Here is a 26,098-nt window from a genome sequence, read left to right on the forward strand (position 1 = left end):
GAGATCCTCTCTCAGATTCGATTCACAGCAATCAGCGGCAAATCGTCGGCTGCGTTCAGTTCGCGTCCGGCGATATAACGTTCGCTGCGGCGGGTGCGGTCCATCACCTGCCCTACTAATTGGCCACAGGCGGCGTCGATGTCTTCACCACGGGTGGTGCGCACGGTGACGTTGTAACCGGCCTGGTGCAGTTGATCCTGGAAACGACGGATGGCGTTGTTGCTCGGCCGCTCGTAGCCAGAATGAGGAAACGGGTTAAACGGAATCAGGTTGATCTTGCACGGGGTGTTCTTGAGCAGTTCGATCATCTCGACCGCGTGCTCGACCTTGTCATTGATGTCCTTGAGCATGGTGTACTCAATGGTCAAGACGCGCTTCTCGCCCAACGTTGCCATGTAGCGCTGGCAAGATTCGAGCAGCATCTTAAGCGGATACTTCTTGTTGATTGGCACCAATTGGTTACGCAATGCGTCATTCGGTGCGTGCAGCGACAACGCCAGGGAGACGTCGATGTGCTTGGCCAGCTCATCGATCATCGGCACCACGCCAGAGGTCGACAGGGTCACACGGCGCTTGGAGATGCCGTAGCCCAGGTCGTCCATCATCAGGTGCATGGCCGCGATCACGTTGTCGAAGTTCAGCAGCGGCTCACCCATGCCCATCATCACCACATTGGTGATGGCACGGTCGACGGTCGCCGGGACGCTGCCAAAGGATTTGTTGGCAATCCACACCTGGCCGATGACTTCAGCGGCGGTGAGGTTGCTATTGAAGCCTTGCTTGCCGGTGGAGCAGAAACTGCAGTCCAGGGCACAGCCTGCCTGGGACGAAACGCACAAAGTGCCACGTTTGCCCTGGGGAATGTAAACGGTCTCGACGCAACTGCCGGACGCCACACGCACCACCCATTTACGGGTGCCGTCGGTGGAGATGTCCTCGCTGACAACCTCGGGACCACGGACCTCAGCAATGGCCTTGAGCTTGTCGCGCAGGGCCTTGCTGACGTTCGTCATGGCGTCGAAATCGTCGACGCCAAAGTGGTGAATCCATTTCATTACCTGACCGGCACGGAAGCGCTTCTCCCCGATTGAGTCGAAGAATTTCTCCATTTCCGGCTGAGTCAGACCCAGCAGGTTGGTTTTCACAGTCGATGTAGTCATGGATTCACCCTCACTCTTTAAGCCAATGCTTAGCGAGCGGTTACTTCAGTAGCAGCGAAAAAGTACGAGATTTCGCGAGCAGCAGCGGCTTCGGAGTCCGAACCGTGTACAGCGTTGGCGTCGATGGATTCAGCGAAGTCAGCACGGATAGTACCGGCAGCTGCTTCTTTAGGGTTGGTAGCGCCCATCAGCTCACGGTTCAGAGCGATAGCATTTTCGCCTTCCAGAACCTGAACAACAACAGGACCGGAGATCATGAAGGCGACCAGGTCGCCGAAGAAGCCACGAGCGCTGTGCTCAGCGTAGAAGCCTTCAGCTTCAGCTTTGGACAGTTGCTTGAGTTTCGAAGCTACAACCTTCAGGCCGGCTTTTTCGAAACGAGTGGTGATCTCGCCGATGACGTTTTTTGCAACAGCGTCAGGCTTGATGATGGAGAAAGTACGTTGAACAGCCATGGTGTAACTCCAGAAACGGTAATTTACGAAAAATTAAACCCGCGAATTATACGCGGGTTATTGGGTATTGCCTAACTGCGTAAAAAGGCGGTTCAGTCTGCTTCTTCGATCCACAGGCCTTGAATCGCCTCCAGGACCTTTTCGCCACCCCGGTCAGGGATGTCGTCGAAGTCCGGCAGCGCCATTACCAGATTGCGCAGCTTGACGAAGTTGACCGTAAGAGGATTGACCTCAGGATGAGCTTCAGCAAGTTGTATAGCGATTTCTTGTACATCAACCCATTTCAGGCTCATGACATTTCCTTGAATCAATGCGGCGCTTCGGCTGCATGGTTGAGGGAATATTTCGGAATTTCGACGGTAATGTCTTCCGTCCCGACCTTTGCCTGACAGCTTAGACGCGAAGTCGCTTCCAGGCCCCACGCGCGGTCAAGAAAGTCCTCTTCCAGCTCATCAGCCTCTTCAAGGCTGTTGAAGCCCTCGCGGATCACGCAGTGGCACGTGGTGCAGGCGCACACACCGCCGCAGGCGCTTTCGATCTCGATGTGGTTGTCATGGGCAACTTCGAGGATGGACTTGCCGGTCTCAGCCTCCACGACCATACCGTCCGGACAGTGCTCGGCGTGTGGCAGAAAAATGACCTGCGGCATTAATTATTCCTCGATTTCATTCAGGTTGCGTCCCGCCAGGGCAGCTTTTACCGACTGGTCCATGCGGCGGGCGGCAAAGGCATCGGTCACTTGTGACAGACGCTTGGTCTGCTGCTCGATGGCGTAACCATCGGTGCCTTTCATCAGTTCGGCCAACTCCTGCATCTGCAGGTCGATGACCATGCGCTCTTCGGCGTCCAACAGGCGCTCGCCGTCAGCATCCAGGGCACCCTGCACCGCTTCGAGCAGACGCTGGGCGTCGACCTGTTGCTCGCGCAACACGCGGGCGACCTTGTCGTCACCGGCATACTGGAACGAGTCCTTGAGCATCTTTGCGATTTCGCCATCGGTGAGGCCGTAGGACGGCTTTACCTGGATGCTGGCTTCAACGCCGGACGCCAGTTCACGGGCGGCCACGCTGAGCAGGCCGTCAGCATCCACCTGGTACGTGACGCGAATCTTCGCCGCACCCGCCACCATCGCCGGAATACCGCGCAATTCAAAACGCGCCAGGGAGCGGCAATCGCTGATCAGCTCGCGCTCGCCTTGCAACACATGGATCATCATGGCCGTCTGGCCATCTTTGTAAGTAGTAAAGTCTTGGGCGCGGGCGACAGGAATGGTGGTGTTACGTGGAATCACCTTCTCCATCAAACCGCCCATGGTTTCCAGCCCCAGGGACAACGGAATCACGTCAAGCAGCAGCAGCTCGCCGCCATCGCGCTTGTTGCCGGCCAGGGTATCGGCCTGGATCGCGGCACCAATGGCGACCACTTGATCCGGGTCGATTTCAGTCAGCGGCTGGCGACCAAAGGCTTCAGCGACAGCGTCACGAACGCGCGGCACACGGGTGGAACCACCGACCATGACCACGGCACCGACATCTTCCAGCTCGATACCGGAATCACGCACGGCGCGGCGGCAGGCTTTCAGGCTGCGGGCGACCATCGGCTCGATCAACGCATCGAAGGCTTCGCGCGTCAGTTGGGCCGACCAAGTGCCGTAGGACACTTCAACAAATGCAGCCTCCGTCAGCGCTTCCTTGGCGGCGCAGGCGGTTTGCAGCAGGTTGCGCTGCTCGCCCGGGTCGAGGTCGGCAGACAAGCCGGCGCTGGTGATGATCCAGCCCGCGATGGCGTGATCGAAGTCATCTCCGCCCAAGGCGGTATCACCACCGGTGGCCAGGACTTCGAAGACACCGCCAGTCAGGCGCAGGATCGAGATATCAAAGGTGCCGCCGCCCAGGTCGTAAATGGCAACCAGGCCTTCGGCATGCTGGTCCAAACCGTAGGCCACAGCGGCTGCGGTGGGCTCATTGAGCAGGCGCAGCACGTTTAGGCCGGCAAGTTTCGCCGCGTCCTTGGTGGCTTGGCGCTGGGCGTCATCGAAATAGGCCGGCACGGTGATCACCGCCCCTACGAGTTCGCCGCCCAAGGTGGTTTCTGCACGCTGGCGCAGCACCTTGAGGATATCGGCCGACACTTCCACCGGGCTTTTCAGGCCCTGGACGGTGTCGATAAACGGCATGTGGGATTCGCCGCCGACAAAGCGATACGGCAGCTGGTCGCCCAATTGCTTGACGTCGGACAGACCACGCCCCATCAAGCGCTTGACCGATAGCACGGTGTTCAACGGATCGGTAGACGCTGCCAACTTAGCCGACTCACCGACTTCGGTGCGATCAGCGTGATAGCGCACGGCGGACGGCAAGATAACCTGGCCATCGGCGTCGGGTAGCGGTTCGGACAGGCCGCTGCGCAAGGCAGCAACCAGGGAATTGGTGGTGCCCAGGTCAATCCCGACCGCCAGGCGACGCTGGTGCGGTTGGGGGCTTTGGCCGGGTTCGGCGATTTGCAGTAGGGCCATGGTAATCAGGTCTTATCTGTCTATCAGGCGTGCATCACGGGCAGCACTGGGTTAATCGTCGAGGCGCTCTTCTAGCTGGCGCACTTCGTAGGTGAGCTTGTCGAGGAACTGCATGCGCCGCATCAGGCGTTCGGCCTGTTCACGTTGCGCTGCATCATTCCAACAAGCTGCGAAGCTTTCGTTGAGCTCATCCTGGGCCACTTTCAGACGACGCTTGAAGACCGCGACGCCAGCCACATCGGCTTCGTCCTGCAAGTCTTCGAGCTCTTCGCGCCACTGCATCTGCTGCATCAGGAAGTCGGGGTCGTGCACCGTGACTTCAAGCGGCAACTCGCCACCGTTCATCGCGAGCAGGTAACGCGCGCGCTTGGGTGGGTTTTTCAGCGTCTGATAGGCTTCGTTGAGGCTGGCCGATTGCTCCAGCGCCAGGCGTTGCTCACGCTCGGAAGCGTCAGCGAAGCGGTCCGGATGCACGCTACGCGCCAATTCGCGGTAGCGCGTAGCAAGCTGCTCAAGGTCCAGCCGAAAGCTCGGCTGCAGCTCGAATAAAGCGAAATGACAAGGAGTGCCCACGAATAGCCTCAGATGTTGAAGCTTTCGCCGCAGCCACATTCACCGCGTACGTTGGGGTTGTTGAACTTGAAGCCTTCGTTCAACCCTTCCTTGACGAAATCGAGCTCGGTGCCGTCCAGGTAGGTCAGGCTTTTAGGGTCGATGATCACTTTCTCGCCGTGACTTTCGAACACCTGGTCTTCCGCAACCACCTCGTCGACAAACTCCAGCACGTAGGCAAGGCCGGAACAGCCCGTGGTGCGAACACCCAGACGAATCCCCTCACCTTTACCGCGCCCATTCAGGGAGCGGCGAATGTGCTGCGCAGCCGCTTCTGTCATGCTGATAGCCATCGTTGACTCCTTACCTGTCGCCAAATGCTTAGATCAAGCCTTTCTTCTGCTTGTAGTCGCGAACGGCCGCCTTGATGGCGTCTTCTGCGAGTACCGAGCAGTGGATTTTCACGGGCGGCAACGCCAGTTCTTCGGCCAGCTGGGTGTTGCTGATAGTGACAGCCTCATCCAGGGTCTTGCCTTTCATCCATTCGGTCGCCAGGGAGCTGGAGGCGATGGCCGAACCGCAGCCGTAAGTCTTGAACTTAGCGTCTTCGATAACGCCAGCGTCGTTAACCTTGATTTGCAGGCGCATCACATCGCCGCACGCCGGAGCGCCAACCATGCCGGTGCCGACATCAGGGTCTTCCGCGTTCATCTTGCCGACGTTGCGCGGGTTTTCGTAGTGGTCGATGACCTTTTCGCTGTAAGCCATGGTACTGAATCCTCACTCATCAGGGCCGCTCTGGAACCCTGTAGAAACGCCTGCGTTTTCCGCCACGTTCCTACAGAGCTGGGGTGGCGGCTTCTATAGTTAGTGTGCCGCCCACTCGATCTTGGAAATATCGACACCGTCTTTGTACATGTCCCACAGCGGCGACAGAACGCGCAGCTTGTTGACGGCTTCGCAAACTTTCTGCGCGGCGTAGTCGATTTGCTCTTCGGTGGTGAAGCGGCCGAACGTAAAGCGGATAGAGCTGTGCGCCAGTTCGTCGTTGCGGCCCAGGGCGCGCAAAACATACGAAGGCTCAAGCGAGGCCGAGGTGCAGGCCGAACCGGACGAAACCGCCAGGTCCTTGAGCGCCATGATCAGCGACTCGCCTTCGACATAGTTGAAGCTCAAATTCAGGTTGTGCGGTACGCGGGCGGTCATGCTGCCGTTGACGTACAGCTCTTCAAGGTTCTCGACCTGCTTATAGAAGCGATCGCTGAGTGCCTTGATGCGCACGTTTTCGGCAGCCATGTCTTCCTTGGCTACGCGAAAGGCTTCGCCCATGCCAACGATCTGGTGGGTCGCCAAAGTGCCAGAACGCATGCCGCGCTCGTGACCGCCGCCGTGCATGGCGGCTTCGATGCGCACACGTGGCTTACGGCTCACGTACAGGGCGCCGATGCCTTTCGGGCCGTAGGTCTTGTGGGCAGAGAACGACATCAAGTCGACTTTCAGTTTCGACAGATCGATGTCGACCTTGCCGGTGGACTGAGCAGCGTCGACGTGCAGCAGGATGCCCTTGGAACGGGTCAACTCGCCGATGGCCGCGATGTCGTTGATGGTGCCGATTTCGTTGTTCACGTGGATCACGGAAACCAGGATGGTGTCTTCACGCATCGCGGCGTCGATCATCGCTGGGGTGACGATACCGTCGGTGGTTGGCTCAAGGTAGGTCACCTCGAAACCTTCACGCTCCAGTTGGCGCATGGTGTCGAGGACAGCCTTGTGCTCAATCTTGGTGGTGATCAGGTGCTTGCCTTTGGTCGCGTAGAAATGCGCCGCACCCTTGATTGCCAGGTTGTCGGACTCGGTGGCACCGGAGGTCCAGACGATTTCACGCGGGTCTGCGCCAACCAGGTCGGCGACCTGGCGACGGGCGTTCTCGACCGCTTCCTCAGCTTTCCAGCCGAATACGTGGGAACGGGAGGCAGGGTTGCCGAAGTTTCCGTCAACCAGCAGGCACTCGCTCATCTTTTGCGCGACACGCGGGTCAACCGGGGTGGTCGCTGAGTAATCAAGGTAAATCGGCAATTTCATGGACTTTCTCCTAATCAGGCTGGCTGGCGTGCCGTTAGCTCTTCGGCTGTCACTCGACGGCGGACGCTTCAATCTTGTCCAGACGCGGCGCCTTGGTGTTGCAACGGCGCTGGTCCTGACGCTGGGCTACTTCTTGCACCTCACGGCGAGTCACAAGATCAGCCAAGCTGATACCACTCAAAAACTCATGGATCTGCAGGCTCAGATCGCACCACAAGTGGTGCGTCAGACAGGTGTCGCCGGCGTGGCAATCACCCTGGCCCTGGCATTTGGTCGCGTCGACGGATTCGTTGACCGCGTCGATCACCTGAGCCACCTGGATGCCCTGCATGTCGCGGGACAGTTGATAGCCGCCACCCGGACCACGCACACTGGAAACCAGATTGCTACGACGCAACTTGGCGAACAGCTGCTCGAGGTAGGACAGGGAAATGCCTTGTCGCTCGGAGATATCGGCCAGGGACACAGGCCCAGTTTGCGCGTGCAAGGCCAAGTCAAGCATGGCGGTCACCGCGTATCGGCCTTTTGTAGTCAGTCTCATGGACAAGTACCAAGGTGTTTCAGAATGGGAGCAAGTATGCGATTCCCGAGTATTTAAGTCAACTATAAGACCTAGTACTTTAGTCAGGATTAGCCGTAAAAACGGCGCGCGAATCATAGCAGGATGGGGTGGGGACGAACAGCAGCAACAAGGTCGAACGGAAATTGCAAGGCCAGAGGATATCAAATAGGGGAGCTAGCTTGACTGCGATAGCGGTGTATCAGCACCACATGGGGTAGCTGGCATACCGCTATCGCCGGCAAGCCAGGCCCCACAGGGGAACGCGTTCAGCCAGCCTTGGTGGCGGCGGTTTCGTCCTTGATCTCGGCAAAGTCTTCCTCGCGCAACTCAGGCAGATCCTTCGCGCAGTAAGGGCTACCCAGATCCTTCAACGCACCGCACATACCCTCCAGCTTGCCGTCCACCGCTTGTAGGTGGTCAAGCAACTGGCCAATGGCGCGCGCCACCGGGTCGGGCATGTCTTCGCTGACACCATAGGCATCGAAACCGATCTTCTCGGCCATGGCCTTGCGCTTGGCTTCCTGCTCGTCGCCGACTTCCGGCTTGACGATGATGCGACCAGGAATGCCAACAACGGTCGCGCCAGGCGGCACGGCCTTGGTCACCACAGCATTGGAACCCACCTTGGCACCGGCGCCGACGGTGAACGGGCCGAGTACCTTGGCGCCCGCCCCTACCACCACGCCATCACCCAGTGTCGGGTGGCGCTTGCCTTTGTTCCAGCTTGTGCCACCCAAGGTCACGCCTTGATAGAGCGTCACGTCATCGCCGATCTCGGCAGTCTCGCCAATCACGATGCCCATGCCATGGTCGATGAAGAAGCGGCGGCCCACTTTGGCACCCGGATGAATCTCAATCCCGGTCAGCCAGCGCCCAAAGTTCGACACCAACCGCGCCAGCCATTTCCAGCCCATGCCCCACAACGCGCCGGACAGGCGGTGAATCCAAATCGCGTGCATGCCGGGGTAGCAGGTCAGCACTTCAAAGGCGTTGCGCGCCGCCGGGTCACGATGGAAAACACTCTGGATATCTTCTCGCAAACGCTCGAACATTTTTAATCCTTCCGCTTAAGAAGCTCGCCACGGGCCGCTTTCTGGGTTTCCGTGAGGATGCCACGCAATATATTCATTTCGGCTCGACTCACGGAACTGCGTCCGTACAGGCGACGCAGGCGCGCCATCAAGTGCCGGGGCTTGTCCGGATCGAGAAATTCGATGGCCACCAGGGTTTGCTCCAGGTGCTCATAGAATCGCTCCAACTCGTCCATGGTGGCCAACTCGCCACTTTTGGTCGATGCAACTTCATCCTTTTCCACTTTGCTCGGCTGCCCCTCAGCAGCCAGCCAGGCCATGCGCACTTCGTAAGTTAACACCTGCACCGCTGCCCCGAGATTCAGCGAGCTGAACTCAGGATCTGATGGAATGTGCACATGGTAATGACATCGCTGCAGCTCTTCATTGGTCAGGCCGGAATCTTCACGCCCGAATACCAAGGCGATTTCAGCGCCGCCAGCGGCCTCTTCCACCACTTTGGTGCCGCACTCGCGTGGATCCAGCAGCGGCCAAGGGATGCGACGGTCGCGGGCGCTGGTGCCGAGCACCAGGTTGCAGCCAACCAAGGCGTCTTCCAAGGCGGCAACGACCTGGGCTTTTTCCAGGAGATCATTGGCGCCGGACGCGCGAGCATCGGCCTCGTGGTGCGGGAACAGGCGCGGCTCGACCAGCACCAGGCGCGTCAGCCCCATGTTTTTCATGGCTCGCGCCACCCCACCGATGTTGCCGGGATGACTGGTATTGACCAAGACGACACGAATGTTTTGCAGCAAGGGAGGCGCTCTCGGACACGGGAAAGGGGAGCAAATCTTACAGAACAGCCTAAGGTTATGCCATGAAAGCTAACGTCGTCCTTCACCTGAAGAAAGTTTCTGCTAAACTGCCCGGCTTTCTTTAACAACCTTAGGTGACCTATCCATGCAGCCCATGCTGAATATCGCGCTGCGCGCCGCCCGCAGCGCCAGTGAATTGATCTTCCGCTCCATCGAGCGCCTGGATACCATCAAGGTCGACGAAAAAGACGCCAAGGATTATGTATCCGAGGTGGATCGCGCCGCCGAACAGAAAATCATCGACGCTCTGCGCAAGGCCTACCCTACCCACGGCATTCTCGGTGAAGAAACCGGCCTGCACAAAGGTAGCGGCGAAGGCGAAGACTACCTGTGGATCATCGACCCACTGGATGGCACCACGAACTTCCTGCGTGGCATCCCGCACTTTGCCGTGAGCATCGCGTGCAAATACCGTGGCCGCCTGGAACACGCTGTTGTGCTGGACCCGGTCCGCCAGGAAGAATTCACCGCCAGCCGTGGCCGTGGCGCCCAACTGAACGGTCGTCGCCTGCGCGTCAGCGGTCGCACCAGCCTCGACGGCGCCCTGCTGGGTACCGGCTTCCCGTTCCGTGACGACCAGATGGACAACCTGGAAAACTACCTGGGCATGTTCCGCGCCCTGGTTGGCCAGACCGCTGGTATCCGTCGCGCTGGCGCAGCTAGCCTGGACTTGGCTTATGTGGCCGCCGGTCGTTTTGATGCGTTCTGGGAGTCGGGCCTGTCCGAATGGGACATGGCGGCAGGCGCCCTGCTGATTCAAGAAGCTGGCGGCCTGGTGAGCGACTTCACCGGTGGTCACGACTTCCTGGAGAAAGGCCACGTGGTTGCCGGCAACACCAAATGCTTCAAGGCAGTGCTGACCGCGATCCAGCCGCACCTGCCGGCTTCGCTGAAGCGTTAAGCGAGCAGGCACAAAAAAGCACCCTTATGGGTGCTTTTTTATGCCTGGGATTTGAGGCTTGCCGTAACTACAGCAACAACACAAATCAATTGTGGGAGGGGGTCTGACCCCAATTGCAGGGGCCAGCACCTAATAAGCTGACTGAACCACCGCTATCGGGAGGCAAGCCCCTTCCCACATTTTTGAACCCACACACATTTTTGCATCTGTACCAGGCTTGGCATTACTGCTGGTTCTGGCCCAGCACCAAACGCCCTTCCTTGTCGACTGGAATCTGGCCGCCTGGATCACGATCCATACGCACCGAGCCTTCCTTGCCATCCAAGGTGTAACGCACGTCATAGCCGACAACCTTGTCGCTGATATCGTTGACAGTGTTACAGCGAGTCTGGGTAGTGGTGTAGGTATCGCGGCTCTGCATGCCTTCCTGAACCTTGTTACCGGCATAACCACCGCCGACCGCGCCGGCTACGGTAGCCAGCTTCTTACCATTGCCGCCACCGACCTGATTGCCCAGCAGGCCACCAGCGAGCGCACCGACCACGGTACCGACGACCTGATGCTGATCCTGCACCGGCTTCTGCCGGGTTACCGCGACGTCCTTGCAGACCTCACGCGGGGTTTTGATCTGGGTTTTCACCGGCTGCACCGCCAGCACTTGCGCATACTCAGGGCCGCTTTTTACCAGGCTGTAGGTGGCGACAGCACCCCCGGCAGTCACACCGACAGCACCCAATACCGCACCAACCAGTAACGACTTGTTCACGTTGAACCTCCTGACCATCACAAACGGACCGAACGATCCGCGCTACACCCAGCCTTGGAGCAAAAAAAAAGGCACGAGTTCAATACTCGTGCCTTCTTTCTAACAGCAAGTCAACGACACCCCATCAAGGGCGGTCGTCGACCTCCTTGCCGGTAGCGGCAGGAGGGATCAAGTCTTCGCTGTTGAGGTTCAGCCAGATCAGCACCACGTTGGCGATGTAGATCGACGAGTAGGTACCCGCCAGCACGCCGATGAACAGCGCCAGGGAGAAGCCCCACAGGTTGTCGCCGCCAAAGATCATCAGCGCGCCAATCGCCAGCAAGGTGGAGATCGACGTCGCCATGGTCCGCAGCAGGGTCTGCGTGGTGGAGATATTGATGTTCTCGATCAACGTCGCTTTGCGCAGTACGCGGAAGTTCTCACGAACCCGGTCGAATACCACGATGGTGTCGTTGAGCGAGTAACCAATGATCGCCAGCACGGCCGCCAGAACGGTCAGGTCGAAGGTGATCTGGAAGTACGCCAGGATACCCACGGTCACGATCACGTCGTGGATCAGCGACACAATGGCGCCGACACCGAACTTCCACTGAAAGCGGAACGCCAGGTAAATCATGATACCCGCCAGCGCCATCAGCATGCCGAGGCCGCCCTGGTCACGCAGCTCTTCACCGACTTGTGGGCCGACGAATTCGACGCGCTTGACCGATGCCGGGTTATCGCCGCCGACCTTCTGCAAGGCTTCAGCTACCTGGTGACCCAGTTGCGGGTCTTCGCCTGGCATACGCACCAGCAGATCGGTGGTGGCACCGAAGCTTTGCACGACGGCTTCGTGATAGCCGGCCTTGACCAGCTCGTTGCGCACCACGGTAACGTCGGCCGGCTTCTCGTAGGTCAGCTCAATGAGCGTACCGCCGGTGAAGTCCAGACCGTAGTTGAGGCCCTTGTGGAACCAGCTGAACAGCGCCAGAACGGTAAGGAGCACAGTGGCGCCGAACGCAATCTTGCGAACGCCCATGAAGTTGATTGTACGTAACATGGCAGCCCCTTAAATCCACAACTTCTTGAAGTCACGCCCGCCATAGATCAGGTTGACCATTGCGCGGGTCACCATGATGGCCGTGAACATCGAGGTAAAGATACCGAGGGACATGGTCACCGCAAAACCCTTGACCGGGCCGGTACCCATGGCAAAGAGAATCCCACCTACCAACAATGTGGTCAGGTTGGAGTCGAGAATCGCGGTAAATGCCCGGCCGAAGCCTTCGTTGATTGCACGCTGTACGGTCATGCCATTGGCGATCTCTTCACGAATCCGCGAGAAGATCAGCACGTTGGCGTCTACCGCCATACCCATGGTGAGCACGATACCGGCGATACCTGGCAAGGTCAGCGTAGCACCCAGCAGCGACATCAGCGCCAGCAGCATGACCATGTTGCCCGCCAGGGCCACCGTGGCGATGACGCCGAAGAAACGGTAGATGGCGATGATGAACAGCGAGACAAACAGCATGCCCCACAACGCCGCGTCGACACCCTTGGCGATGTTGTCGGCACCCAGGCTCGGGCCGATGGTACGTTCTTCAGCGAAGTACATCGGCGCAGCCAGGCCACCGGCACGCAGCAACAGGGCCAGTTCCGAGGATTCACCCTGACCGTTCAGGCCGGTGATGCGGAATTGAGCACCCAGCGGCGACTGGATGGTCGCCAGGCTGATGATCTTCTTTTCTTCCTTGAAGGTCTGTACCGGCACGTCTTTCTCGACGCCGTTGACCATTTGCTTGGTATAGGTGGTAACCGGGCGTTGCTCGATGAAGATCACCGCCATGCTGCGACCGACGTTGCTGCGCGTGGCGCGGCTCATCAGTTCGCCGCCGTGGCCATCCAGGTGGATATTCACTTCAGGGGTACCGTGCTCGCCAAAACCCGCCTTGGCGTCGGTCACCTGATCACCGGTGATGATCAAGCCACGCTCGATCAGCGCTGGAGGACGATTGCCTTCGCGGAACTCGAACTCTTCGGAAGTGGCGCGGGTAGCACCCGACTCAGCCGCGAGGCGGAACTCCAGGTTGGCGGTTTTACCCAGGATACGCTTGGCTTCAGCGGTGTCCTGCACGCCGGGCAGCTCAACCACAATGCGGTTGGCACCCTGGCGCTGAACGATCGGCTCAGCCACACCCAGCTCGTTGACGCGGTTACGTACCGTGGTCAAGTTCTGTTTGATGGAGTATTCGCGGATTTCCGCGATCTTGGCCGGGCTCATCGCCAGACGCAGTACAGCCTGGCCATTGAGGTCAGCCGGTACGATATCGAAATCGTTGAAGTTCTTGCGGATCAGCGCACGGGCCTGTTCACGGGAAGCCTCGTCAGAGAAGCCCAGCTGGATGGCACCGTTGAGCTGCGGCAGGCTGCGATAACGCAGGCGCTCTTTACGCAGCAGGCTCTTCACGTCGCCTTCGTAGACTTTCAGGCGGGCGTCGAGGGCTTTGTCCATGTCGACTTCCAGCAGGAAGTGCACACCACCGGACAAGTCCAGACCCAGCTTCATCGGGTGCGCGCCAATGCTGCGCAGCCATTGTGGCGTGGTCTGTGCCAGGTTTAGTGCAACGACGTAGTCGTCACCCATGGCCTTGCGCACGACATCTTTAGCCGGCAATTGGTCTTCTTGCTTGGTCAGGCGCAACAAGCCGCCTTTCGAACCAGCCGCCAAAGTTGCCGCTTTAACCTGAATGCCCGCGTCAGTCAGCGCTTTGCTCGCACGGTCCAGATCAGCCTGATTGACCTGCAGCGAAGTGCTGGCGCCAGAGATCTGGATCGCAGGGTCATCAGGATAGAGATTGGGAGCGGAATAAATAAACCCGATCGCCAGCACCGCCAGGATCAGTACGTATTTCCACAGAGGGTATTTGTTCAGCATCACGCCGCCCGCTTATAACGCGGGGCGCCTTGCGCGCCCCGTCGATTGGTAAAGGTTGTTACTTAGATCGCTTTGAGCGTGCCTTTTGGCAGCGTGGCAGCGATGGCGCCCTTCTGGAACTTCATTTCTACGGTGTCGGAGACTTCCAGAACCACGAAAGCATCGGAAACCTTGGTGATCTTGCCAGCGATGCCGCCGGTGGTCACAACTTCGTCACCTTTCTGCAGGCTGCCCAGCAGGTTCTTCTGCTCTTTGGCGCGCTTGGCCTGTGGACGCCAGATCATCAGGTAGAAGATGACCAGGAAGCCGACCAGGAAAATCCACTCGAAACCACCGCCCATAGGGCCGGCAGCAGCAGGCGCAGCGGCGTCAGCCATGGCGTTAGAGATAAAAAAGCTCATTTAGCACTCCAGTTGCAAATAGTGAATCTTAGGATCGGAAAACTCAGTCCAAAGGCGGCACAGGGAGCCCGCGCTTGGCATAGAAGGCATCGACGAAGGCGGCCAATGTACCCTGTTGAATAGCCTCGCGCAAACCAGCCATCAGGACTTGGTAGTGACGCAAATTGTGGATGGTATTCAACATGCTACCCAGCATTTCCCCGCACTTGTCCAGATGGTGCAGATAAGCCCGGGAGAAGTTCTGGCAGGTGTAGCAATCACAGGTGGGATCCAGCGGCGAATCATCATGGCGATGGAACGCGTTACGGATCTTCAGCACGCCTGTATCAATGAACAGATGCCCATTGCGGGCATTTCGGGTTGGCATCACGCAATCGAACATGTCCACACCGCGGCGCACACCCTCTACGAGATCTTCCGGTTTGCCAACGCCCATAAGGTAACGAGGTTTTTCAGCGGGCATCAGGCCCGGCAGGTAATCCAGTACCTTGATCATCTCGTGCTTGGGCTCGCCCACCGACAAACCGCCGATTGCCAGGCCGTCAAAGCCGATCTTGTCGAGGCCTTCCAGCGAGCGTTTGCGCAAGCTTTCATGCATACCGCCCTGGACGATACCGAACAGCGCCGCCGTGTTGTCGCCGTGGGCATTCTTCGAACGCTGGGCCCAACGCAACGACAACTCCATGGAGGTCCGCGCGACGTCTTCATCAGCCGGGTACGGCGTGCACTCGTCAAAAATCATCACGATGTCGGAGCCCAGGTCGCGCTGCACCTGCATCGACTCTTCCGGCCCCATGAACACCTTGGAACCGTCCACCGGCGAGGCGAAGGTCACACCCTCCTCCTTGATCTTGCGCATGGCGCCCAGGCTGAACACCTGGAAACCACCGGAGTCAGTGAGGATCGGGCCTTGCCACTTCATGAAGTCATGCAGGTCGCCATGCTTCTTGATCACTTCCGTGCCCGGGCGCAGCCACAGGTGAAAGGTGTTGCCGAGGATGATCTCGGCGCCGGTGGCGACGATGTCGCGCGGCATCATGCCTTTAACGGTGCCGTAGGTACCAACCGGCATGAAAGCTGGGGTCTCCACGGTGCCACGCGGGAAGGTCAGGCGACCACGACGGGCCTTGCCATCGGTGGCCAACAATTCAAACGACATACGACTCATGATTGTTCCTCTGGGCCGCGCGGCGCCGGATTGCGGGTGATAAACATCGCATCACCGTAGCTGAAAAAACGGTACTCGTTAGCGATGGCGGCTTGATAAGCGGCCATGGCTTCCGGGTAACCGGCAAATGCCGACACCAGCATCAACAGCGTGGATTCCGGCAAATGAAAGTTGGTCACCAGGCAATCGACCACATGGAACGGCCGGCCTGGGTAAATAAAGATATCGGTGTCGCCACTGAACGGCTTGAGCACGCCACCACGCGCCGCACTCTCCAGCGAACGCACGCTGGTGGTACCCACCGCCACCACTCGCCCGCCGCGCGCCTTGCACGCGTTAACCGCGTCGACGACGCCTTGGCTGACTTCCAGCCACTCGCTGTGCATATGGTGGTCTTCGATGTTATCCACACGCACCGGCTGAAACGTACCGGCCCCCACGTGCAGGGTCACATAAGCCGTCTCGACGCCCTTGGCGGCAATCGCATCCAGCAGCGGCTGGTCGAAATGCAGCCCGGCCGTCGGCGCAGCCACGGCGCCAGGGCGTTGGGAGTACACCGTCTGATAGCGCTCGCGGTCCGCGTCTTCGTCGGGGCGATCTATATAAGGCGGCAACGGCATATGGCCGACGCGCTCCAGCAATGGCAACACTTCTTCGGCAAACCTGAGCTCGAACAGCGCATCATGACGCGCCACCATCTCGGCTTCGCCACCGCCATCGATCAAGATGACCGAGCCCGGTTTCGGCGACTTGCTGGAGCGCACATGGGCCAGCACACGATGGCTGTCCAGCACCCGCTCCACCAGAATTTCCAGCTTGCCGCCGGAAGCTTTCTGGCCAAACAGCCGCGCCGGAATTACCCGGGTATTGTTGAACACCATCAGATCGCCTGGGCGCAAATGCTCAAGCAAATCAGTGAATTGACGGTGTGCGAGGGCACCGCTCACCCCGTCCAGGGTCAGCAGTCGACTGGCGCGACGCTCGGCCAAAGGGTGGCGAGCGATCAGCGAATCAGGGAGCTCAAAAGTAAAGTCAGCAACGCGCATGATGGGGTTCGTCTAGCAGGGCCGGGAAGTCTAGCGGAAATAGTGAAAATTGACCATGAAACGTGATTGACCAACGGTAATCTCATCTCTATACTTCGCCGCCATTGAGCCCTGATGGCGGAATTGGTAGACGCGGCGGATTCAAAATCCGTTTTCGAAAGAAGTGGGAGTTCGATTCTCCCTCGGGGCACCATCTTAAAAAAAGACCTTGAAATTCAAGGTCTTTTTTTTCGCCTGTAGAAAAGTGGCTTGTCGGCGGAATAACGACTCACCTCCCATCCCACACCTGAAACACGGTCCACTGTGGGCGCTGGCTTGCCTGCGATAGCGATAGCGCCAACATCCTCAAACCACCTGCCTACACACCCGCCACGTCACCCTGCCCCCTCACTTATGCAGGATCGCCCGATAAATATCCTCCAGCGCCATGATGCGCTGAGCGGCGTTGAGCTTGATGGCTTCCTTGGGCATGCCGAACACCACGCAACTGGCTTCATCCTGGGCGACCGTGGCGGCCCCGGCCTCGAGCATTTCCTTGAGCCCGCGCGCGCCGTCGTCGCCCATGCCCGTCATGATGATGCCGGTGGCATTCCTGCCGGCGAACCGGGCCACTGAACGAAATAGCACATCCACGGAAGGCCGATGGCGGTTGACCAGCGGTCCATCGATAACCTGAGCGTGATAATAGGCACCGCTGCGGGTGACCATCAGGTGCTTGCCGCCAGGGGCGATCAAGGCCAGGCCAGGCAGGATACGGTCGTTGTTGCGCGCTTCGCGCACCTCGATCTCGCACACGCTGTTGAGACGCTCGGCGAACGAAGCGGTGAACTTCTCGGGCATGTGCTGCACGATCACCATACCCGGGCACACTCGCGGCAGTGCCGTCAGCACGGCTTCCAGCGCTTGAGTGCCGCCGGTGGAGGTGCCGATGGCGACGATACGCTCGGTGGTCTGGGCCATGGCATGGCCATTGGCGGCGGGCAGGATCGCATCGGCACTGAGCTTGCTGGGTGGGGTCATTGGCGGACTGACGCTGCGCTTTCCCAGGTTCCTGACGTTGGAGTTCGCTGCGGCCCGGATCGCTGCCACCAACTCGGCCGCCGACTCAATCAGGAAACTCTTTAAGCCGGTTGAGGGCTTGGTGATGATTTCCACCGCACCCGCCGACAGCGCCTGCAGGGAGGTTTCCGCGCCTTTCTGGGTCAGCGACGAACAGATCACCACCGGCGTCGGCCGCTCGCTCATGATTTTCTTGAGAAACGTGATGCCGTCCATGCGCGGCATTTCGACGTCCAGCACGATCACATCCGGCCATTCCCGGGCGAGTTTGTCCATGGCGAAAATCGGGTCGGAAGCCGCCCCCATGACGTGGATATCCGGCGTGTCGCTGAGAATCGCCAGCAGTACCTGGCGCACCACGGCCGAATCATCGACCAGCAACACACTGATTTTTTTGGTAGGCATCTTCTTTAACTATTCCCATTGGTTGGTGCCGAACCCAGACGTTGCCGTTCCACAGGTCGAACATGATCGTGCGGTAACCGGTACTGCCCATGTCCTGGGCGGTCAGGTGCAGGTGATAGCGCTCGGCCAGGGCCAGTGCCGCGCGAATATTCAGGCTGGCCACGTCCTGCGTCGGCAGGCGGCGCTGCAAATCAGGAAACATCTCGCCGCCGCCGAACAACTTGACCTGGTAATCACGTGCATGCGTGCCATTGATCTTTGCGTGGCGCAGCAGCAGTTCCAGGGCTTCGTCGGCGTACCTGCCATCCAGGGGCTGATGATTGCGCAGGCGCCCCGGCAGCATGAAGTGACACATGCCGCCGATCCGCAGTTGCGGATGCCAAAAGGTGATCGCCACGCAGGAGCCGAGCAAGGTACGCAGGCGCGTCGGCTGCGTCGCAAAGCTGACTTGGCCAGGTGCCAATACCACTTCGGTCGTACCGACAGGCTTTTTCATGGCTTGCGGTAAATCGATGGCGCCACCAGCTTCAAGGTGTCATTGACACCGTGGAGGCTTTCGGAGTGACTGATGATCAAGTAACCACCGGGTTTGAGCAGCGGCAGCAGGCGCGCGACCACCTGGCGCTTGGTCTGCTGATCGAAATAAATCATCACGTTGCGCAGGAAGATCACCTCGAACTCCCCCAGGGCCGGCAGCGCTTCGTTAAGGTTGACCTGGACAAAATTGACGCGGCTGCGCAAGGCCTTGTCGATCAAGACGGTGCCCTCCTGGCGCCCCATGCCCTTGAGGCAGTACTTGACCAGCAGCGGCTGGGGCAAGGTCTCGATGCGTTCCATTGAGTAATGCCCTGTGCGGGCCTTGGCCAGCACCTGGGAGCTGATGTCCGAGCCGATCACTTCCCAGGGCGTGGTGCCGAGACTTTCGGCCAGGGTCATCGCCAGGCTGTAGGGCTCTTCACCTGTGGAACTGGCCGCGCTCCACACGCGAAACATCCGGCCCGGCGCGGCCTGGGGCAGCACGTGCTGACGCAGGAAGTCGAAGTGCTTGGGCTCGCGAAAAAAATAGGTTTCGTTGGTGGTCAGCAAATCCAGCGCAACCTGCAGTTCGCCCTTGCGCTGGTCATTCATGATCAGCTTGAAATACTCACCATAGCTCTGCAGCTCATAGTGCTTGAGGCGCTTGAACAGGCGACCGGCCACCAAGGCTTTCTTGGCCGGCGACAGGTTGATGCCGGCCGCGCGGTACAGCCAGGTCTGGAACTGACCGAATTCACGATCGTCGATGGAGACGGTGTCTGACATGATCGAGCCTCAACGCGGGTCGAGGTCAGGGGCTGGCGCCTGGCCGGCCTCGGCGAGGCTGGACATCTCGTCGATGGACAGCACCTTGTCCACTTCCAGCACGATCACGAATTTGCCGTCGACCTTGGCCATGCCACTGATGAAATCCGCGCGAATTCGCGCACCGAAGCTCGGTGGCGGTTCGATCTGCGTGGTCGGGATCTCCTGCACGGCAGACACCGTATCGACCAGCAGCCCGATGTCCTGTGGCTGGCCGTCCTCGGTACTCGCCTCGATGATGATCACGCAGGAGCGCCGGGTGATCGCTGAGTTGGCCCGACCAAAGCGCGCCGACAAGTCCACCACCGGCACCACTGCGCCGCGCAGGTTGATTACCCCGCGCACGAAAGCGGGCATCATCGGCACCACGGTCAGGCTACCGTATTCGATAATTTCCTTGATCCCCAGGATGCCGATGGCGAACATTTCGCCGCCCAGCATGAAGGTCAGGTACTGCGCATCCTCATCGACCGCCACCGCGGTCTGCCGAGTCGTCATTACTGCGCCCATGTCACTACTCTCCCTTGTAGGCCCGCATCGATCGTGCGATCAGAAGCGGGTGAAATCCGATTCGTCCGGGGCACTGGCCATGGTGTAGGCGAAGGCCTTGCGCGGCGCCGTTGGTTTAGTGCGTGGCGGCTGACGGTTGGGCGTGCTGCCGGGGCCGTCCACGCTGTTGCTTTGCACCGCGGCCTTGGACGCTGAATCCAGCACGAAGAAACTCATGGCCTGTTGCAGTTGCTCGGCCTGGCTGCTCATTTCTTCGGCCGTGGCCGCCAGTTCCTCGCTGCTCGAGGCGTTTTGCTGGGTCACTTGGTTGAGCTGGGTCATCGCCGTGTTGATCTGGGCGACACCGGCGGCCTGCTCTTCGGACGCCGCACTGATTTCCTGCACAAGGTCGGACGTCTTGTTGATGGAAGGCACCATTTCGTCGAGCAACTTGCCGGCTTTCTCGGCCATGTCCACGCTGCTGGAAGACAGTTCCCCGATTTCCTGGGCGGCCACCTGGCTGCGTTCGGCCAGCTTGCGCACTTCGGCGGCTACCACGGCGAACCCCTTGCCGTGCTCGCCGGCGCGGGCGGCCTCGATGGCGGCATTGAGCGCGAGCAGATTGGTCTGGTAGGCGATGTCATCGATGATGCTGATGCGCTGGGCGATTTTCTTCATCGCCACCACCGTCTGCTGTACCGATTCGCCGCCCTCGGTGGCTTCCTTGGCAGCTTTGCTGGCCATGCCATCGGTGACCTTGGCGTTTTCGGTGTTTTGGTTGATGCTGGCGCTCATCTGCTCGACCGACGCACTGGTTTCCTCGACACTGGCGGCCTGCTCACTGGTGGCCTGGCTCATCGATTGCGCGGTGGCGCTGACCTGCTCGGAGGCGCTGGCGAGGTTATCGGAGGCGTTACGCACTTCGCCGATGATATGTGCCAGCTTGCCGACCATGTTGCGCATGGCGTTGAGCACCATACCGGTTTCATCTTTGCCACCTGGCTCGATGTGCGCGTTAAGGTTGCCTTCGGCCAATTGCTCGGCGGCACTCGCCGCCTGGCGCAATGGGCGGGAAATGATCCGCGCGATGAATATCGCCAGGCCCAGACCGATCAACAGGGACGCGACCAGTACCGCGATGATCGACACGCGTGAGCTTTCATACAGCACCGTGCCCGTATCACCCGCGGCAGTCGCGCCGGCGTCATTGAGCTCGACCATTTTCTGCAGGCGGTTGGTCACCTCATCGAAATGCCCTTTGGATTCCCCCATGAGCAAACTGCGCGCCTGAGCCTCCTGGTTCTGCCGGGAAAACTCCAGGACCTGCTTGCTGGTCGCAATGTAGGTGTCCCATGCGCTTTTCACGCTGAGCAGCAGTTGACGATCGTTATCGTTCGACACCAATTGCTCGTAGGTCTGCATGCGGGTTTCGAACTGCTGGCGCGCCTCGCTGGCTTCGCGTTCGGCCTGGGCCTTTTCTTCGGCCATCTCGTTACCGATGTGGCGGTATTCTTTCAAGCGATAGTTGGCGGCATAAAAACGCATGCCTGCCGCTGCGCGCATGGAGGGCATCCAGTTGCTCTTGATGTCCTGGGCGGCATGGTTGACGGCACCGAGTTGAAGGATAGCGAAGCCGCCCATGGCCCCGGTGAGCGCCAGTACCATCAGGAACGAACTGATCAGCTTGGTGGAAATTTTAAGATCGTAGAACCATTTCATCGGAGAACCTCCATGGAATTGCAAAGACATCAGCGGGCGACGACCGGTGGCGACTGAGGCGCCAGGGACGTGCGGGCTTCCACTTGTACGATTTGATTGAGCAGTGCCGGTACATCCAGGATCAGGGCCACCGCGCCGCTGCCCAGGATGGTCGAGCCACTGATACCGCGCAGTGCGCCGAATAGCTTGCCCAGGGGTTTGATCACGGTCTGAAACTCACCGAGCAGGTCATCCACCACCAGCCCGGCCTTATGCTCGGCGTAGCGCACCACCACCACATTCTGGCGTCGGGCAACGGGGCCTTCATGGCTGAAGTGGTCACGCAGGTGCACCAACGGCAACACCTCGCCACGCAGGTCCAGATAGCCCGTGTCGCGGCTGGACTGGCGCTGGTGTTCATCCAGCTCGATACATTCCTGGACCATGTCCAGGGGAATCACGTAGGTGGATTGGTCGATGCCGACCAGGAACCCATTGATGATCGCCAGGGTCAGCGGCAAGCGAATGCGCACCACGGTGCCCTGGCCGGGACGGCTGTCGAGGTCGACGGTGCCGCGCAACAAGGTGATATTGCGCTTGACCACGTCCATGCCGACGCCGCGCCCGGACAGGTTGGTCACGGCCTCGGCGGTGGAGAACCCCGCTTCGAAGATCAGGTTGTAGATCTCCTGGTCGGTGAGCACAGCGCCGCTGGCCACCAGCCCGCGTTCCTGGGCTTTTTCCAGAATGCGGTCGCGGTTGAGCCCGGCGCCGTCATCGGCGATTTCGATGACGATGCTTCCGGAGTCGTGGTAAGCATTGAGGCTCAGATGGCCCTTGCTCGACTTGCCCGCCGAACGTCGCACATCGGCGCTTTCGATACCGTGGTCCATGGCGTTGCGCAGCAGGTGCATCAGCGGGTCGCCGATCTTCTCTACCACGGTCTTGTCCAGCTCGGTTTCCGCGCCGCTGATGATCAGCTCGATGTCCTTACCCAGTTCCTGGCTGACATCGCGCACCACGCGGCGGAAGCGGTTGAACGTGTCGCCGATGGGTATCATGCGCAGGTGCAGGGCGCCATCGAGGATCTCTTCCACCAGCCCCGACACCGTCGAGGTGGCCTCCTGCAGCGGGTCGTTGTTACAGGAACGCGCCAACAGGCTTGCGCCGGCGCTGGCGATCACCAATTCGCCGACCAGGTTGATCAACTCGTCGAGCTTGTCGGCGTTGACCCGCACATAACTGCCGTCGCGGGTTTTCGCCTCGCTGTTCGCCGGCAGGCGCTGGGGCGAGGCGGGAGCCGGACCTTGCTCGGCTTGTGCGATCAAGTCAATGCCGATGGCGACGCTGCTTTCCGGCGTTTCGTCGACCGCGCGGATGTGCACGTCACAGTCGTCGCGCACGAAGTCGAACACTTCGTTGAGCGTGGCATGGCTGGCCGTCGACCGCAGGTCGATCTCGAAGCCCAGGTAGCAGCTTTCCGGGTCCCAGCTCTCCAGGGCAGGGATGTTGTCGGTCAGGGTGGTGACCTGCACCATGTGCCCCAGCGTATCGAGGTAACGCAGGAACGACAGCGGGTCCATGCCATTACGGAACACCTCCACGCCAAAGCGCAGAGAAATATGCCAAAGCACTTCGGCCCCCGGGTCGTCGTCCACCGCAGCAGGTACGACGTCGGCAGTGGCGGTGCGCAGCGGCTGATAGTCGCTCAGCGCCTCGCGCAAGGTCTCACCGCGCTCCAGCGCGGCTGGGGTCGGCGCCTCACCGCGGCTGGCAATCACGTCGATCAGTTCAAGCATATGGTCGCCGCACTTGAGCAGCAGCGCGATTAAGGCAGCGTCCACTGCCACACTGCCGTCGCGTAGGCGGTCGAGCACGTCTTCGACGATATGCGTGAACCCCACGATCGGCGCGAGGCCGAACAATCCGGCGGAACCCTTGATGGTGTGCGCGGCGCGGAAAATCGCGCCGATGGCATCCTGGTCGCCGGGGTCGCTTTCCAACTGCAGCAGGGATTGCTCCATGGCCTGCAGCAGTTCGCGGGCCTCGACGATGAAGGTCTGCAGTGCCTGATCGAGATTGATGCTCACCTGGACTTTCCTTGTCGATCAATGAACGGGACAGTGCCGATTAAAGCGCGGCGCTGCGACACAGTTGGAGCGCCTGCATGACCGCCTGGCTCTGGCCGGTCACACTCAAGGCGGTGCCGGCAATGCCGGCTTCACGCTGGATGACTGCCAGCAACTGCAGGCCGGCACCGTCCACCTCCGTGACCTGCGACAGGTCCAGGTCCAGGCGCGGCGCGGCGCCCATCTGCGGCAACAACGCGCCCGCCAGCTCAGCGACGGTGTAGATCGTGAGTTCGCCGTCGATGCCCACGTGGGCGGTGTCGTCGATGGTTTCGTGAGTGATCGGCATGTAGGCCTCCCTGGCGCCGGGTGTCAGGGCAAGATCAATTTAGAGACCGCCGCCAGCATCTGCGCCGGCTGGAACGGCTTGACCACCCACGCCTTGGCGCCCGCGGCCTGGCCTTCGGCCTTCTTCGATTCCTGAGACTCGGTGGTCAGCATGATGATCGGGGTGAACTTGTAGTTGGCCAGCTTCTTGACCTCCTTGACGAAGGTGATGCCATCCATGTTAGGCATGTTCACGTCGCTGATGATCAGGTGCACTTTTTGCCCGGTCAGCTTGTTCAGGGCGTCCTTGCCGTCACTGGCCTCGATCACGTCGTAACCGGCGCTTTTCAAGGCGATGCCAACCACTTGCCGCACGCTGCTGGAGTCGTCGACCACTAATACATTCTTCGCCATGATGCGCTCCTAAAAGAAAGTGATGTCTTGAGAATTCTGTTGCACAGCCGCCTCGCCATGATGGAGGCGCCGTTGCTCATCGGTGGCGTAGGTGGTTTCCATGCGCGCCAGCCATTGGCGGGCGTCGATGGCCAGCGGCTGGTCCGGGGTCTGGTTGGCCTGCACGAGATGGTCATGCAGGGCGTGCATGTTGTCGCGCACGTGACTGAGGATCTGGCTGACCCGGTCCTGGAATTGCAAGTTGACCAACACCTCGGTCATCTCATCCCGAATGCCGTAGCTTTCCTGCTTGAGCAGGTCGGCAGATTCGGCCAGGCGCCCAGTGATGCTCTGAAAACGTGTGAGCACCACTTGAATACTGTTTTCGGACTCGGCCACAGAATGGCTGTCCTGGTCGGCGCTGCTGGACGCTGCCTGCACCAATTGAGTAATGGCGTTATTGATGATGTCGACCTTGGCCGACATCTGCTGGCCCGTTTCACTGGACTTGCTCGACAGGCTGCGCACCGCATCGGCCACCACCGCGAAGCCGCGACCGGCCTCACCGGCACGCGCCGCTTCGATGGCCGCGTTGAGGGCCAGCAGGTTGGTTTGTGCGGCAATCGCCGCCACATCAGCGGCCATGGTGCGCAGTTCGCCCGTGTAGGCGGTCAGGCTGCGCACCTGAGCCAGGGTCTGATCACGGCTGGTTTGAGTGGCCTTGAGCGAATTGATCACCTGGCTCAACTCGCTGTCACTGCGCGCCAGCACCTCTAGCGCGCCGTCGGCGGCCTGCCCGTCCAGCTCACCGGCCGCGTGCTGCGACGCTTGTACCGTTTCTTGCAAGCGCGTGGCGATCCCGGTGAAACGATTCGCCAGGCTCACAATCGCTTCTTCGGTCTGATGGCGCGAGCTTTCCACCTGCTTGGCCCAGATCGGCATGGCGCCCAGCAACACCTCATCGAGCTGTGCACGGGAGGCCATGCCGTTAGGCGCGTCCGAACTTGGCTGGCCTGCCTGCCCCTGCGCAATCGCGCGCTCCATTGCGTTGCGCTGTGAAGCCGCGCTCCACGCACAGGCCCCCAAGCCCATCATCACCAGTGCCGCGCAGGCCAGCAGATTGGCTGTCGAGGTGGATTGCACGAGTATCCACAAAACGGCCGGCAAGACTGGGATCAAGGCGAACCAACGGAAACGAGGATAAGCGGGAAGGTGCATACGGCTGGATGAGCGCTGGGGCATGAGTTCGATCCTTGAACAGTGTTGCGGCTGTAAACGACATAGAGTTTATCCGCTCTTTACGCCGCAACTTTAGGTCTGGTGTATGCCTTCCGTCTGGTTTATGACCGATGTGTGACTGAGCAGGACGTTAAGTGTAGGCGACGCCAGCCGACACGCTCAGACTGCTTGCAGGATCGTACAAGCGCCCTCGCCCCCTCGTTCGCTAACCTGACGACTCTTATCCAGCAGAGTATCCGTCATGCCTCAGCCGCAGCCCCCGACAAAACCTATAAATCTCACCCAAAAAGCCGACCTGATCGACCAGCAATGGAGCCCACGCGTCGTCGCCGAAATGAACGACTACCAGTTCAAAGTAGTACGCATCGAAGGCGAGTTCATCTGGCACTCCCACCCCGAAACCGACGAAGCCTTTCTGGTACTCGAAGGCACCCTGCGTATCGACCTGCCAGACGGCCCGGTCTATGTCGCACCAGGTGAGCTGTACGTGGTCCCTCGTGGCGTAGAGCACCGCACCGCCGCCGAAGGCGAGGCCAAGCTGATGATGATCGAGCCACGGGGCATCTTGAATACCGGGCATGAAGGTGGGGAGCGTACGGCTGTGAATGACCAGTGGATCTGAGGCTGGCCTCGCCCGCTCGCTCACACCACTTACCGTGGCCGCCTTG

Annotated in this window: 29 protein-coding genes and 1 tRNA gene; 3 read left to right on the forward strand and 27 right to left on the reverse strand. The window is 59.9% G+C overall.

Annotated elements, in window-relative coordinates; genetic code table 11:
* Positions 1 to 11: 11 nt before the first annotated feature.
* From rlmN to trmJ, 12 genes are all read right to left on the reverse strand, one after another.
* Positions 12 to 1,160: a 23S rRNA (adenine(2503)-C(2))-methyltransferase RlmN gene (gene rlmN, locus AACY52_RS01495; RefSeq protein WP_049711635.1), complete on the reverse strand. Its 1,149-nt coding sequence runs from the start codon at positions 1,158 to 1,160 to the stop codon at positions 12 to 14.
* A 29-nt stretch (positions 1,161 to 1,189) separates the two neighbouring features.
* Positions 1,190 to 1,615: a nucleoside-diphosphate kinase gene (ndk, locus tag AACY52_RS01500; RefSeq protein ID WP_003175956.1), complete on the reverse strand. Its 426-nt coding sequence runs from the start codon at positions 1,613 to 1,615 to the stop codon at positions 1,190 to 1,192.
* Positions 1,616 to 1,707: 92 nt separating this feature from the next.
* Positions 1,708 to 1,908 (reverse strand): Fe-S cluster assembly protein IscX, encoded by a 201-nt coding sequence (gene iscX / locus AACY52_RS01505; protein WP_032879605.1) that lies wholly within the window; start codon positions 1,906 to 1,908, stop codon positions 1,708 to 1,710.
* Positions 1,909 to 1,922: 14 nt separating this feature from the next.
* The gene (fdx, locus tag AACY52_RS01510; protein ID WP_015885743.1) at positions 1,923 to 2,264 is read right to left on the reverse strand and encodes an ISC system 2Fe-2S type ferredoxin; all 342 of its coding nucleotides are present in this window, start codon (positions 2,262 to 2,264) and stop codon (positions 1,923 to 1,925) included.
* Between the two features lie 3 nt (positions 2,265 to 2,267).
* Complete coding sequence (gene hscA / locus AACY52_RS01515; RefSeq protein WP_339420554.1) at positions 2,268 to 4,130, reverse strand: Fe-S protein assembly chaperone HscA; 1,863 nt, start codon at positions 4,128 to 4,130, stop codon at positions 2,268 to 2,270.
* Between the two features lie 51 nt (positions 4,131 to 4,181).
* Complete coding sequence (hscB, locus tag AACY52_RS01520; protein ID WP_049711633.1) at positions 4,182 to 4,703, reverse strand: co-chaperone HscB; 522 nt, start codon at positions 4,701 to 4,703, stop codon at positions 4,182 to 4,184.
* 8 nt (positions 4,704 to 4,711) lie between these two features.
* The gene (iscA, locus tag AACY52_RS01525) at positions 4,712 to 5,035 is read right to left on the reverse strand and encodes an iron-sulfur cluster assembly protein IscA (RefSeq protein ID WP_003175963.1); all 324 of its coding nucleotides are present in this window, start codon (positions 5,033 to 5,035) and stop codon (positions 4,712 to 4,714) included.
* A 28-nt stretch (positions 5,036 to 5,063) separates the two neighbouring features.
* Entirely contained in the window at positions 5,064 to 5,450 is a 387-nt protein-coding gene (iscU, locus tag AACY52_RS01530) for a Fe-S cluster assembly scaffold IscU (RefSeq protein WP_003175965.1), read from the reverse strand.
* Between the two features lie 99 nt (positions 5,451 to 5,549).
* Positions 5,550 to 6,764 (reverse strand): IscS subfamily cysteine desulfurase, encoded by a 1,215-nt coding sequence (locus AACY52_RS01535; protein ID WP_339420553.1) that lies wholly within the window; start codon positions 6,762 to 6,764, stop codon positions 5,550 to 5,552.
* Positions 6,765 to 6,813: 49 nt separating this feature from the next.
* A complete protein-coding gene (iscR, locus tag AACY52_RS01540) occupies positions 6,814 to 7,305 on the reverse strand; it encodes a Fe-S cluster assembly transcriptional regulator IscR (protein ID WP_065874522.1) in 492 nt (163 codons plus the stop codon).
* A gap of 287 nt (positions 7,306 to 7,592) precedes the next feature.
* A complete protein-coding gene (gene cysE / locus AACY52_RS01545; RefSeq protein WP_339435980.1) occupies positions 7,593 to 8,378 on the reverse strand; it encodes a serine O-acetyltransferase in 786 nt (261 codons plus the stop codon).
* A gap of 2 nt (positions 8,379 to 8,380) precedes the next feature.
* Positions 8,381 to 9,151 carry a tRNA (cytosine(32)/uridine(32)-2'-O)-methyltransferase TrmJ gene (gene trmJ, locus AACY52_RS01550; RefSeq protein ID WP_339560188.1) on the reverse strand — a complete coding sequence of 257 codons (771 nt, stop codon included), beginning with the start codon at positions 9,149 to 9,151 and terminating at the stop codon, positions 8,381 to 8,383.
* Between the two features lie 145 nt (positions 9,152 to 9,296).
* On the opposite strand from trmJ, the gene suhB reads away from it, so the two are divergent.
* The gene (gene suhB / locus AACY52_RS01555; protein WP_003175971.1) at positions 9,297 to 10,112 is read left to right on the forward strand and encodes an inositol-phosphate phosphatase; all 816 of its coding nucleotides are present in this window, start codon (positions 9,297 to 9,299) and stop codon (positions 10,110 to 10,112) included.
* 223 nt (positions 10,113 to 10,335) lie between these two features.
* Here the strand turns inward: suhB and AACY52_RS01560 are convergent, their stop codons facing one another.
* The 6 genes from AACY52_RS01560 to queA all read right to left on the reverse strand — a co-directional run bounded on the left by AACY52_RS01560 (position 10,336) and on the right by queA (position 16,410).
* On the reverse strand, positions 10,336 to 10,878 hold the full coding sequence (locus tag AACY52_RS01560; protein WP_339420642.1) for a glycine zipper 2TM domain-containing protein: 543 nt from the start codon (positions 10,876 to 10,878) through the stop codon (positions 10,336 to 10,338).
* 124 nt (positions 10,879 to 11,002) lie between these two features.
* Positions 11,003 to 11,917, reverse strand: a complete 915-nt coding sequence (gene secF, locus AACY52_RS01565; protein WP_339420643.1) for a protein translocase subunit SecF — start codon at positions 11,915 to 11,917, stop codon at positions 11,003 to 11,005.
* Between the two features lie 9 nt (positions 11,918 to 11,926).
* On the reverse strand, positions 11,927 to 13,795 hold the full coding sequence (gene secD, locus AACY52_RS01570; protein ID WP_339420644.1) for a protein translocase subunit SecD: 1,869 nt from the start codon (positions 13,793 to 13,795) through the stop codon (positions 11,927 to 11,929).
* Between the two features lie 62 nt (positions 13,796 to 13,857).
* On the reverse strand, positions 13,858 to 14,196 hold the full coding sequence (gene yajC, locus AACY52_RS01575; protein WP_003175975.1) for a preprotein translocase subunit YajC: 339 nt from the start codon (positions 14,194 to 14,196) through the stop codon (positions 13,858 to 13,860).
* A 43-nt stretch (positions 14,197 to 14,239) separates the two neighbouring features.
* Entirely contained in the window at positions 14,240 to 15,355 is a 1,116-nt protein-coding gene (tgt, locus tag AACY52_RS01580; RefSeq protein ID WP_339420694.1) for a tRNA guanosine(34) transglycosylase Tgt, read from the reverse strand.
* Between the two features lie 5 nt (positions 15,356 to 15,360).
* A complete protein-coding gene (gene queA / locus AACY52_RS01585; protein WP_339496822.1) occupies positions 15,361 to 16,410 on the reverse strand; it encodes a tRNA preQ1(34) S-adenosylmethionine ribosyltransferase-isomerase QueA in 1,050 nt (349 codons plus the stop codon).
* A gap of 108 nt (positions 16,411 to 16,518) precedes the next feature.
* On the opposite strand from queA, the gene AACY52_RS01590 reads away from it, so the two are divergent.
* Positions 16,519 to 16,603: transfer RNA gene (locus AACY52_RS01590), tRNA-Leu, on the forward strand.
* Between the two features lie 194 nt (positions 16,604 to 16,797).
* Here AACY52_RS01590 and AACY52_RS01595 read toward each other — a convergent pair.
* Genes AACY52_RS01595 through AACY52_RS01635 form a run of 9 tightly spaced genes read right to left on the reverse strand, consistent with a single transcriptional unit; the run spans position 16,798 to position 25,433 of the window.
* Entirely contained in the window at positions 16,798 to 17,874 is a 1,077-nt protein-coding gene (locus AACY52_RS01595) for a chemotaxis response regulator protein-glutamate methylesterase (protein WP_339420646.1), read from the reverse strand.
* Positions 17,837 to 18,370: a chemoreceptor glutamine deamidase CheD gene (gene cheD, locus AACY52_RS01600; protein WP_339435968.1), complete on the reverse strand. Its 534-nt coding sequence runs from the start codon at positions 18,368 to 18,370 to the stop codon at positions 17,837 to 17,839. The genes AACY52_RS01595 and cheD overlap by 38 nt, the downstream gene beginning before the upstream one ends.
* Complete coding sequence (locus tag AACY52_RS01605; protein WP_339560189.1) at positions 18,367 to 19,176, reverse strand: CheR family methyltransferase; 810 nt, start codon at positions 19,174 to 19,176, stop codon at positions 18,367 to 18,369. Before AACY52_RS01605 ends, cheD begins: the two co-directional genes overlap by 4 nt.
* 9 nt (positions 19,177 to 19,185) lie before the next feature.
* Positions 19,186 to 19,725 (reverse strand): chemotaxis protein CheW, encoded by a 540-nt coding sequence (locus tag AACY52_RS01610; RefSeq protein ID WP_339420649.1) that lies wholly within the window; start codon positions 19,723 to 19,725, stop codon positions 19,186 to 19,188.
* Positions 19,726 to 19,764: 39 nt separating this feature from the next.
* A complete protein-coding gene (locus AACY52_RS01615) occupies positions 19,765 to 21,423 on the reverse strand; it encodes a methyl-accepting chemotaxis protein (protein ID WP_339560190.1) in 1,659 nt (552 codons plus the stop codon).
* Positions 21,424 to 21,452: 29 nt separating this feature from the next.
* Entirely contained in the window at positions 21,453 to 23,492 is a 2,040-nt protein-coding gene (locus AACY52_RS01620; RefSeq protein ID WP_339427493.1) for a chemotaxis protein CheA, read from the reverse strand.
* Between the two features lie 40 nt (positions 23,493 to 23,532).
* A complete protein-coding gene (locus AACY52_RS01625) occupies positions 23,533 to 23,820 on the reverse strand; it encodes an STAS domain-containing protein (protein WP_339420652.1) in 288 nt (95 codons plus the stop codon).
* 23 nt (positions 23,821 to 23,843) lie between these two features.
* Positions 23,844 to 24,212 (reverse strand): response regulator, encoded by a 369-nt coding sequence (locus AACY52_RS01630; protein ID WP_058423391.1) that lies wholly within the window; start codon positions 24,210 to 24,212, stop codon positions 23,844 to 23,846.
* A gap of 9 nt (positions 24,213 to 24,221) precedes the next feature.
* Entirely contained in the window at positions 24,222 to 25,433 is a 1,212-nt protein-coding gene (locus AACY52_RS01635; RefSeq protein ID WP_339420653.1) for a methyl-accepting chemotaxis protein, read from the reverse strand.
* A gap of 238 nt (positions 25,434 to 25,671) precedes the next feature.
* On the opposite strand from AACY52_RS01635, the gene AACY52_RS01640 reads away from it, so the two are divergent.
* Entirely contained in the window at positions 25,672 to 26,052 is a 381-nt protein-coding gene (locus AACY52_RS01640; RefSeq protein WP_339420655.1) for a cupin domain-containing protein, read from the forward strand.
* Positions 26,053 to 26,098: the final 46 nt, after the last annotated feature.

Source organism: Pseudomonas sp. EA_65y_Pfl1_P113 (assembly GCF_963970525.1).
Classification (GTDB): Bacteria; Pseudomonadota; Gammaproteobacteria; order Pseudomonadales; family Pseudomonadaceae; genus Aquipseudomonas; species Aquipseudomonas tritici.

Coding starts and splice junctions, on each gene's coding strand:
- hscA (WP_339420554.1), bottom strand. CDS start 4,130: ATGGCCCTACTGCAAATCGCCGAACCCGGCCAAAGCCCCCAACCGCAC.
- iscX (WP_032879605.1), bottom strand. CDS start 1,908: ATGAGCCTGAAATGGGTTGATGTACAAGAAATCGCTATACAACTTGCT.
- secD (WP_339420644.1), bottom strand. CDS start 13,795: ATGCTGAACAAATACCCTCTGTGGAAATACGTACTGATCCTGGCGGTG.
- fdx (WP_015885743.1), bottom strand. CDS start 2,264: ATGCCGCAGGTCATTTTTCTGCCACACGCCGAGCACTGTCCGGACGGT.
- rlmN (WP_049711635.1), bottom strand. CDS start 1,160: ATGACTACATCGACTGTGAAAACCAACCTGCTGGGTCTGACTCAGCCG.
- queA (WP_339496822.1), bottom strand. CDS start 16,410: ATGCGCGTTGCTGACTTTACTTTTGAGCTCCCTGATTCGCTGATCGCT.
- iscU (WP_003175965.1), bottom strand. CDS start 5,450: ATGGCTTACAGCGAAAAGGTCATCGACCACTACGAAAACCCGCGCAAC.
- ndk (WP_003175956.1), bottom strand. CDS start 1,615: ATGGCTGTTCAACGTACTTTCTCCATCATCAAGCCTGACGCTGTTGCA.
- iscA (WP_003175963.1), bottom strand. CDS start 5,035: ATGGCTATCAGCATGACAGAAGCGGCTGCGCAGCACATTCGCCGCTCC.
- AACY52_RS01610 (WP_339420649.1), bottom strand. CDS start 19,725: ATGGGCGCAGTAATGACGACTCGGCAGACCGCGGTGGCGGTCGATGAG.
- iscR (WP_065874522.1), bottom strand. CDS start 7,305: ATGAGACTGACTACAAAAGGCCGATACGCGGTGACCGCCATGCTTGAC.
- AACY52_RS01535 (WP_339420553.1), bottom strand. CDS start 6,764: ATGAAATTGCCGATTTACCTTGATTACTCAGCGACCACCCCGGTTGAC.
- AACY52_RS01625 (WP_339420652.1), bottom strand. CDS start 23,820: ATGCCGATCACTCACGAAACCATCGACGACACCGCCCACGTGGGCATC.
- AACY52_RS01615 (WP_339560190.1), bottom strand. CDS start 21,423: ATGAAATGGTTCTACGATCTTAAAATTTCCACCAAGCTGATCAGTTCG.
- cysE (WP_339435980.1), bottom strand. CDS start 8,378: ATGTTCGAGCGTTTGCGAGAAGATATCCAGAGTGTTTTCCATCGTGAC.
- AACY52_RS01595 (WP_339420646.1), bottom strand. CDS start 17,874: ATGCCTACCAAAAAAATCAGTGTGTTGCTGGTCGATGATTCGGCCGTG.
- suhB (WP_003175971.1), top strand. CDS start 9,297: ATGCAGCCCATGCTGAATATCGCGCTGCGCGCCGCCCGCAGCGCCAGT.
- AACY52_RS01630 (WP_058423391.1), bottom strand. CDS start 24,212: ATGGCGAAGAATGTATTAGTGGTCGACGACTCCAGCAGCGTGCGGCAA.
- yajC (WP_003175975.1), bottom strand. CDS start 14,196: ATGAGCTTTTTTATCTCTAACGCCATGGCTGACGCCGCTGCGCCTGCT.
- AACY52_RS01640 (WP_339420655.1), top strand. CDS start 25,672: ATGCCTCAGCCGCAGCCCCCGACAAAACCTATAAATCTCACCCAAAAA.
- AACY52_RS01605 (WP_339560189.1), bottom strand. CDS start 19,176: ATGTCAGACACCGTCTCCATCGACGATCGTGAATTCGGTCAGTTCCAG.
- cheD (WP_339435968.1), bottom strand. CDS start 18,370: ATGAAAAAGCCTGTCGGTACGACCGAAGTGGTATTGGCACCTGGCCAA.
- secF (WP_339420643.1), bottom strand. CDS start 11,917: ATGTTACGTACAATCAACTTCATGGGCGTTCGCAAGATTGCGTTCGGC.
- AACY52_RS01635 (WP_339420653.1), bottom strand. CDS start 25,433: ATGCCCCAGCGCTCATCCAGCCGTATGCACCTTCCCGCTTATCCTCGT.
- tgt (WP_339420694.1), bottom strand. CDS start 15,355: ATGTCGTTTGAATTGTTGGCCACCGATGGCAAGGCCCGTCGTGGTCGC.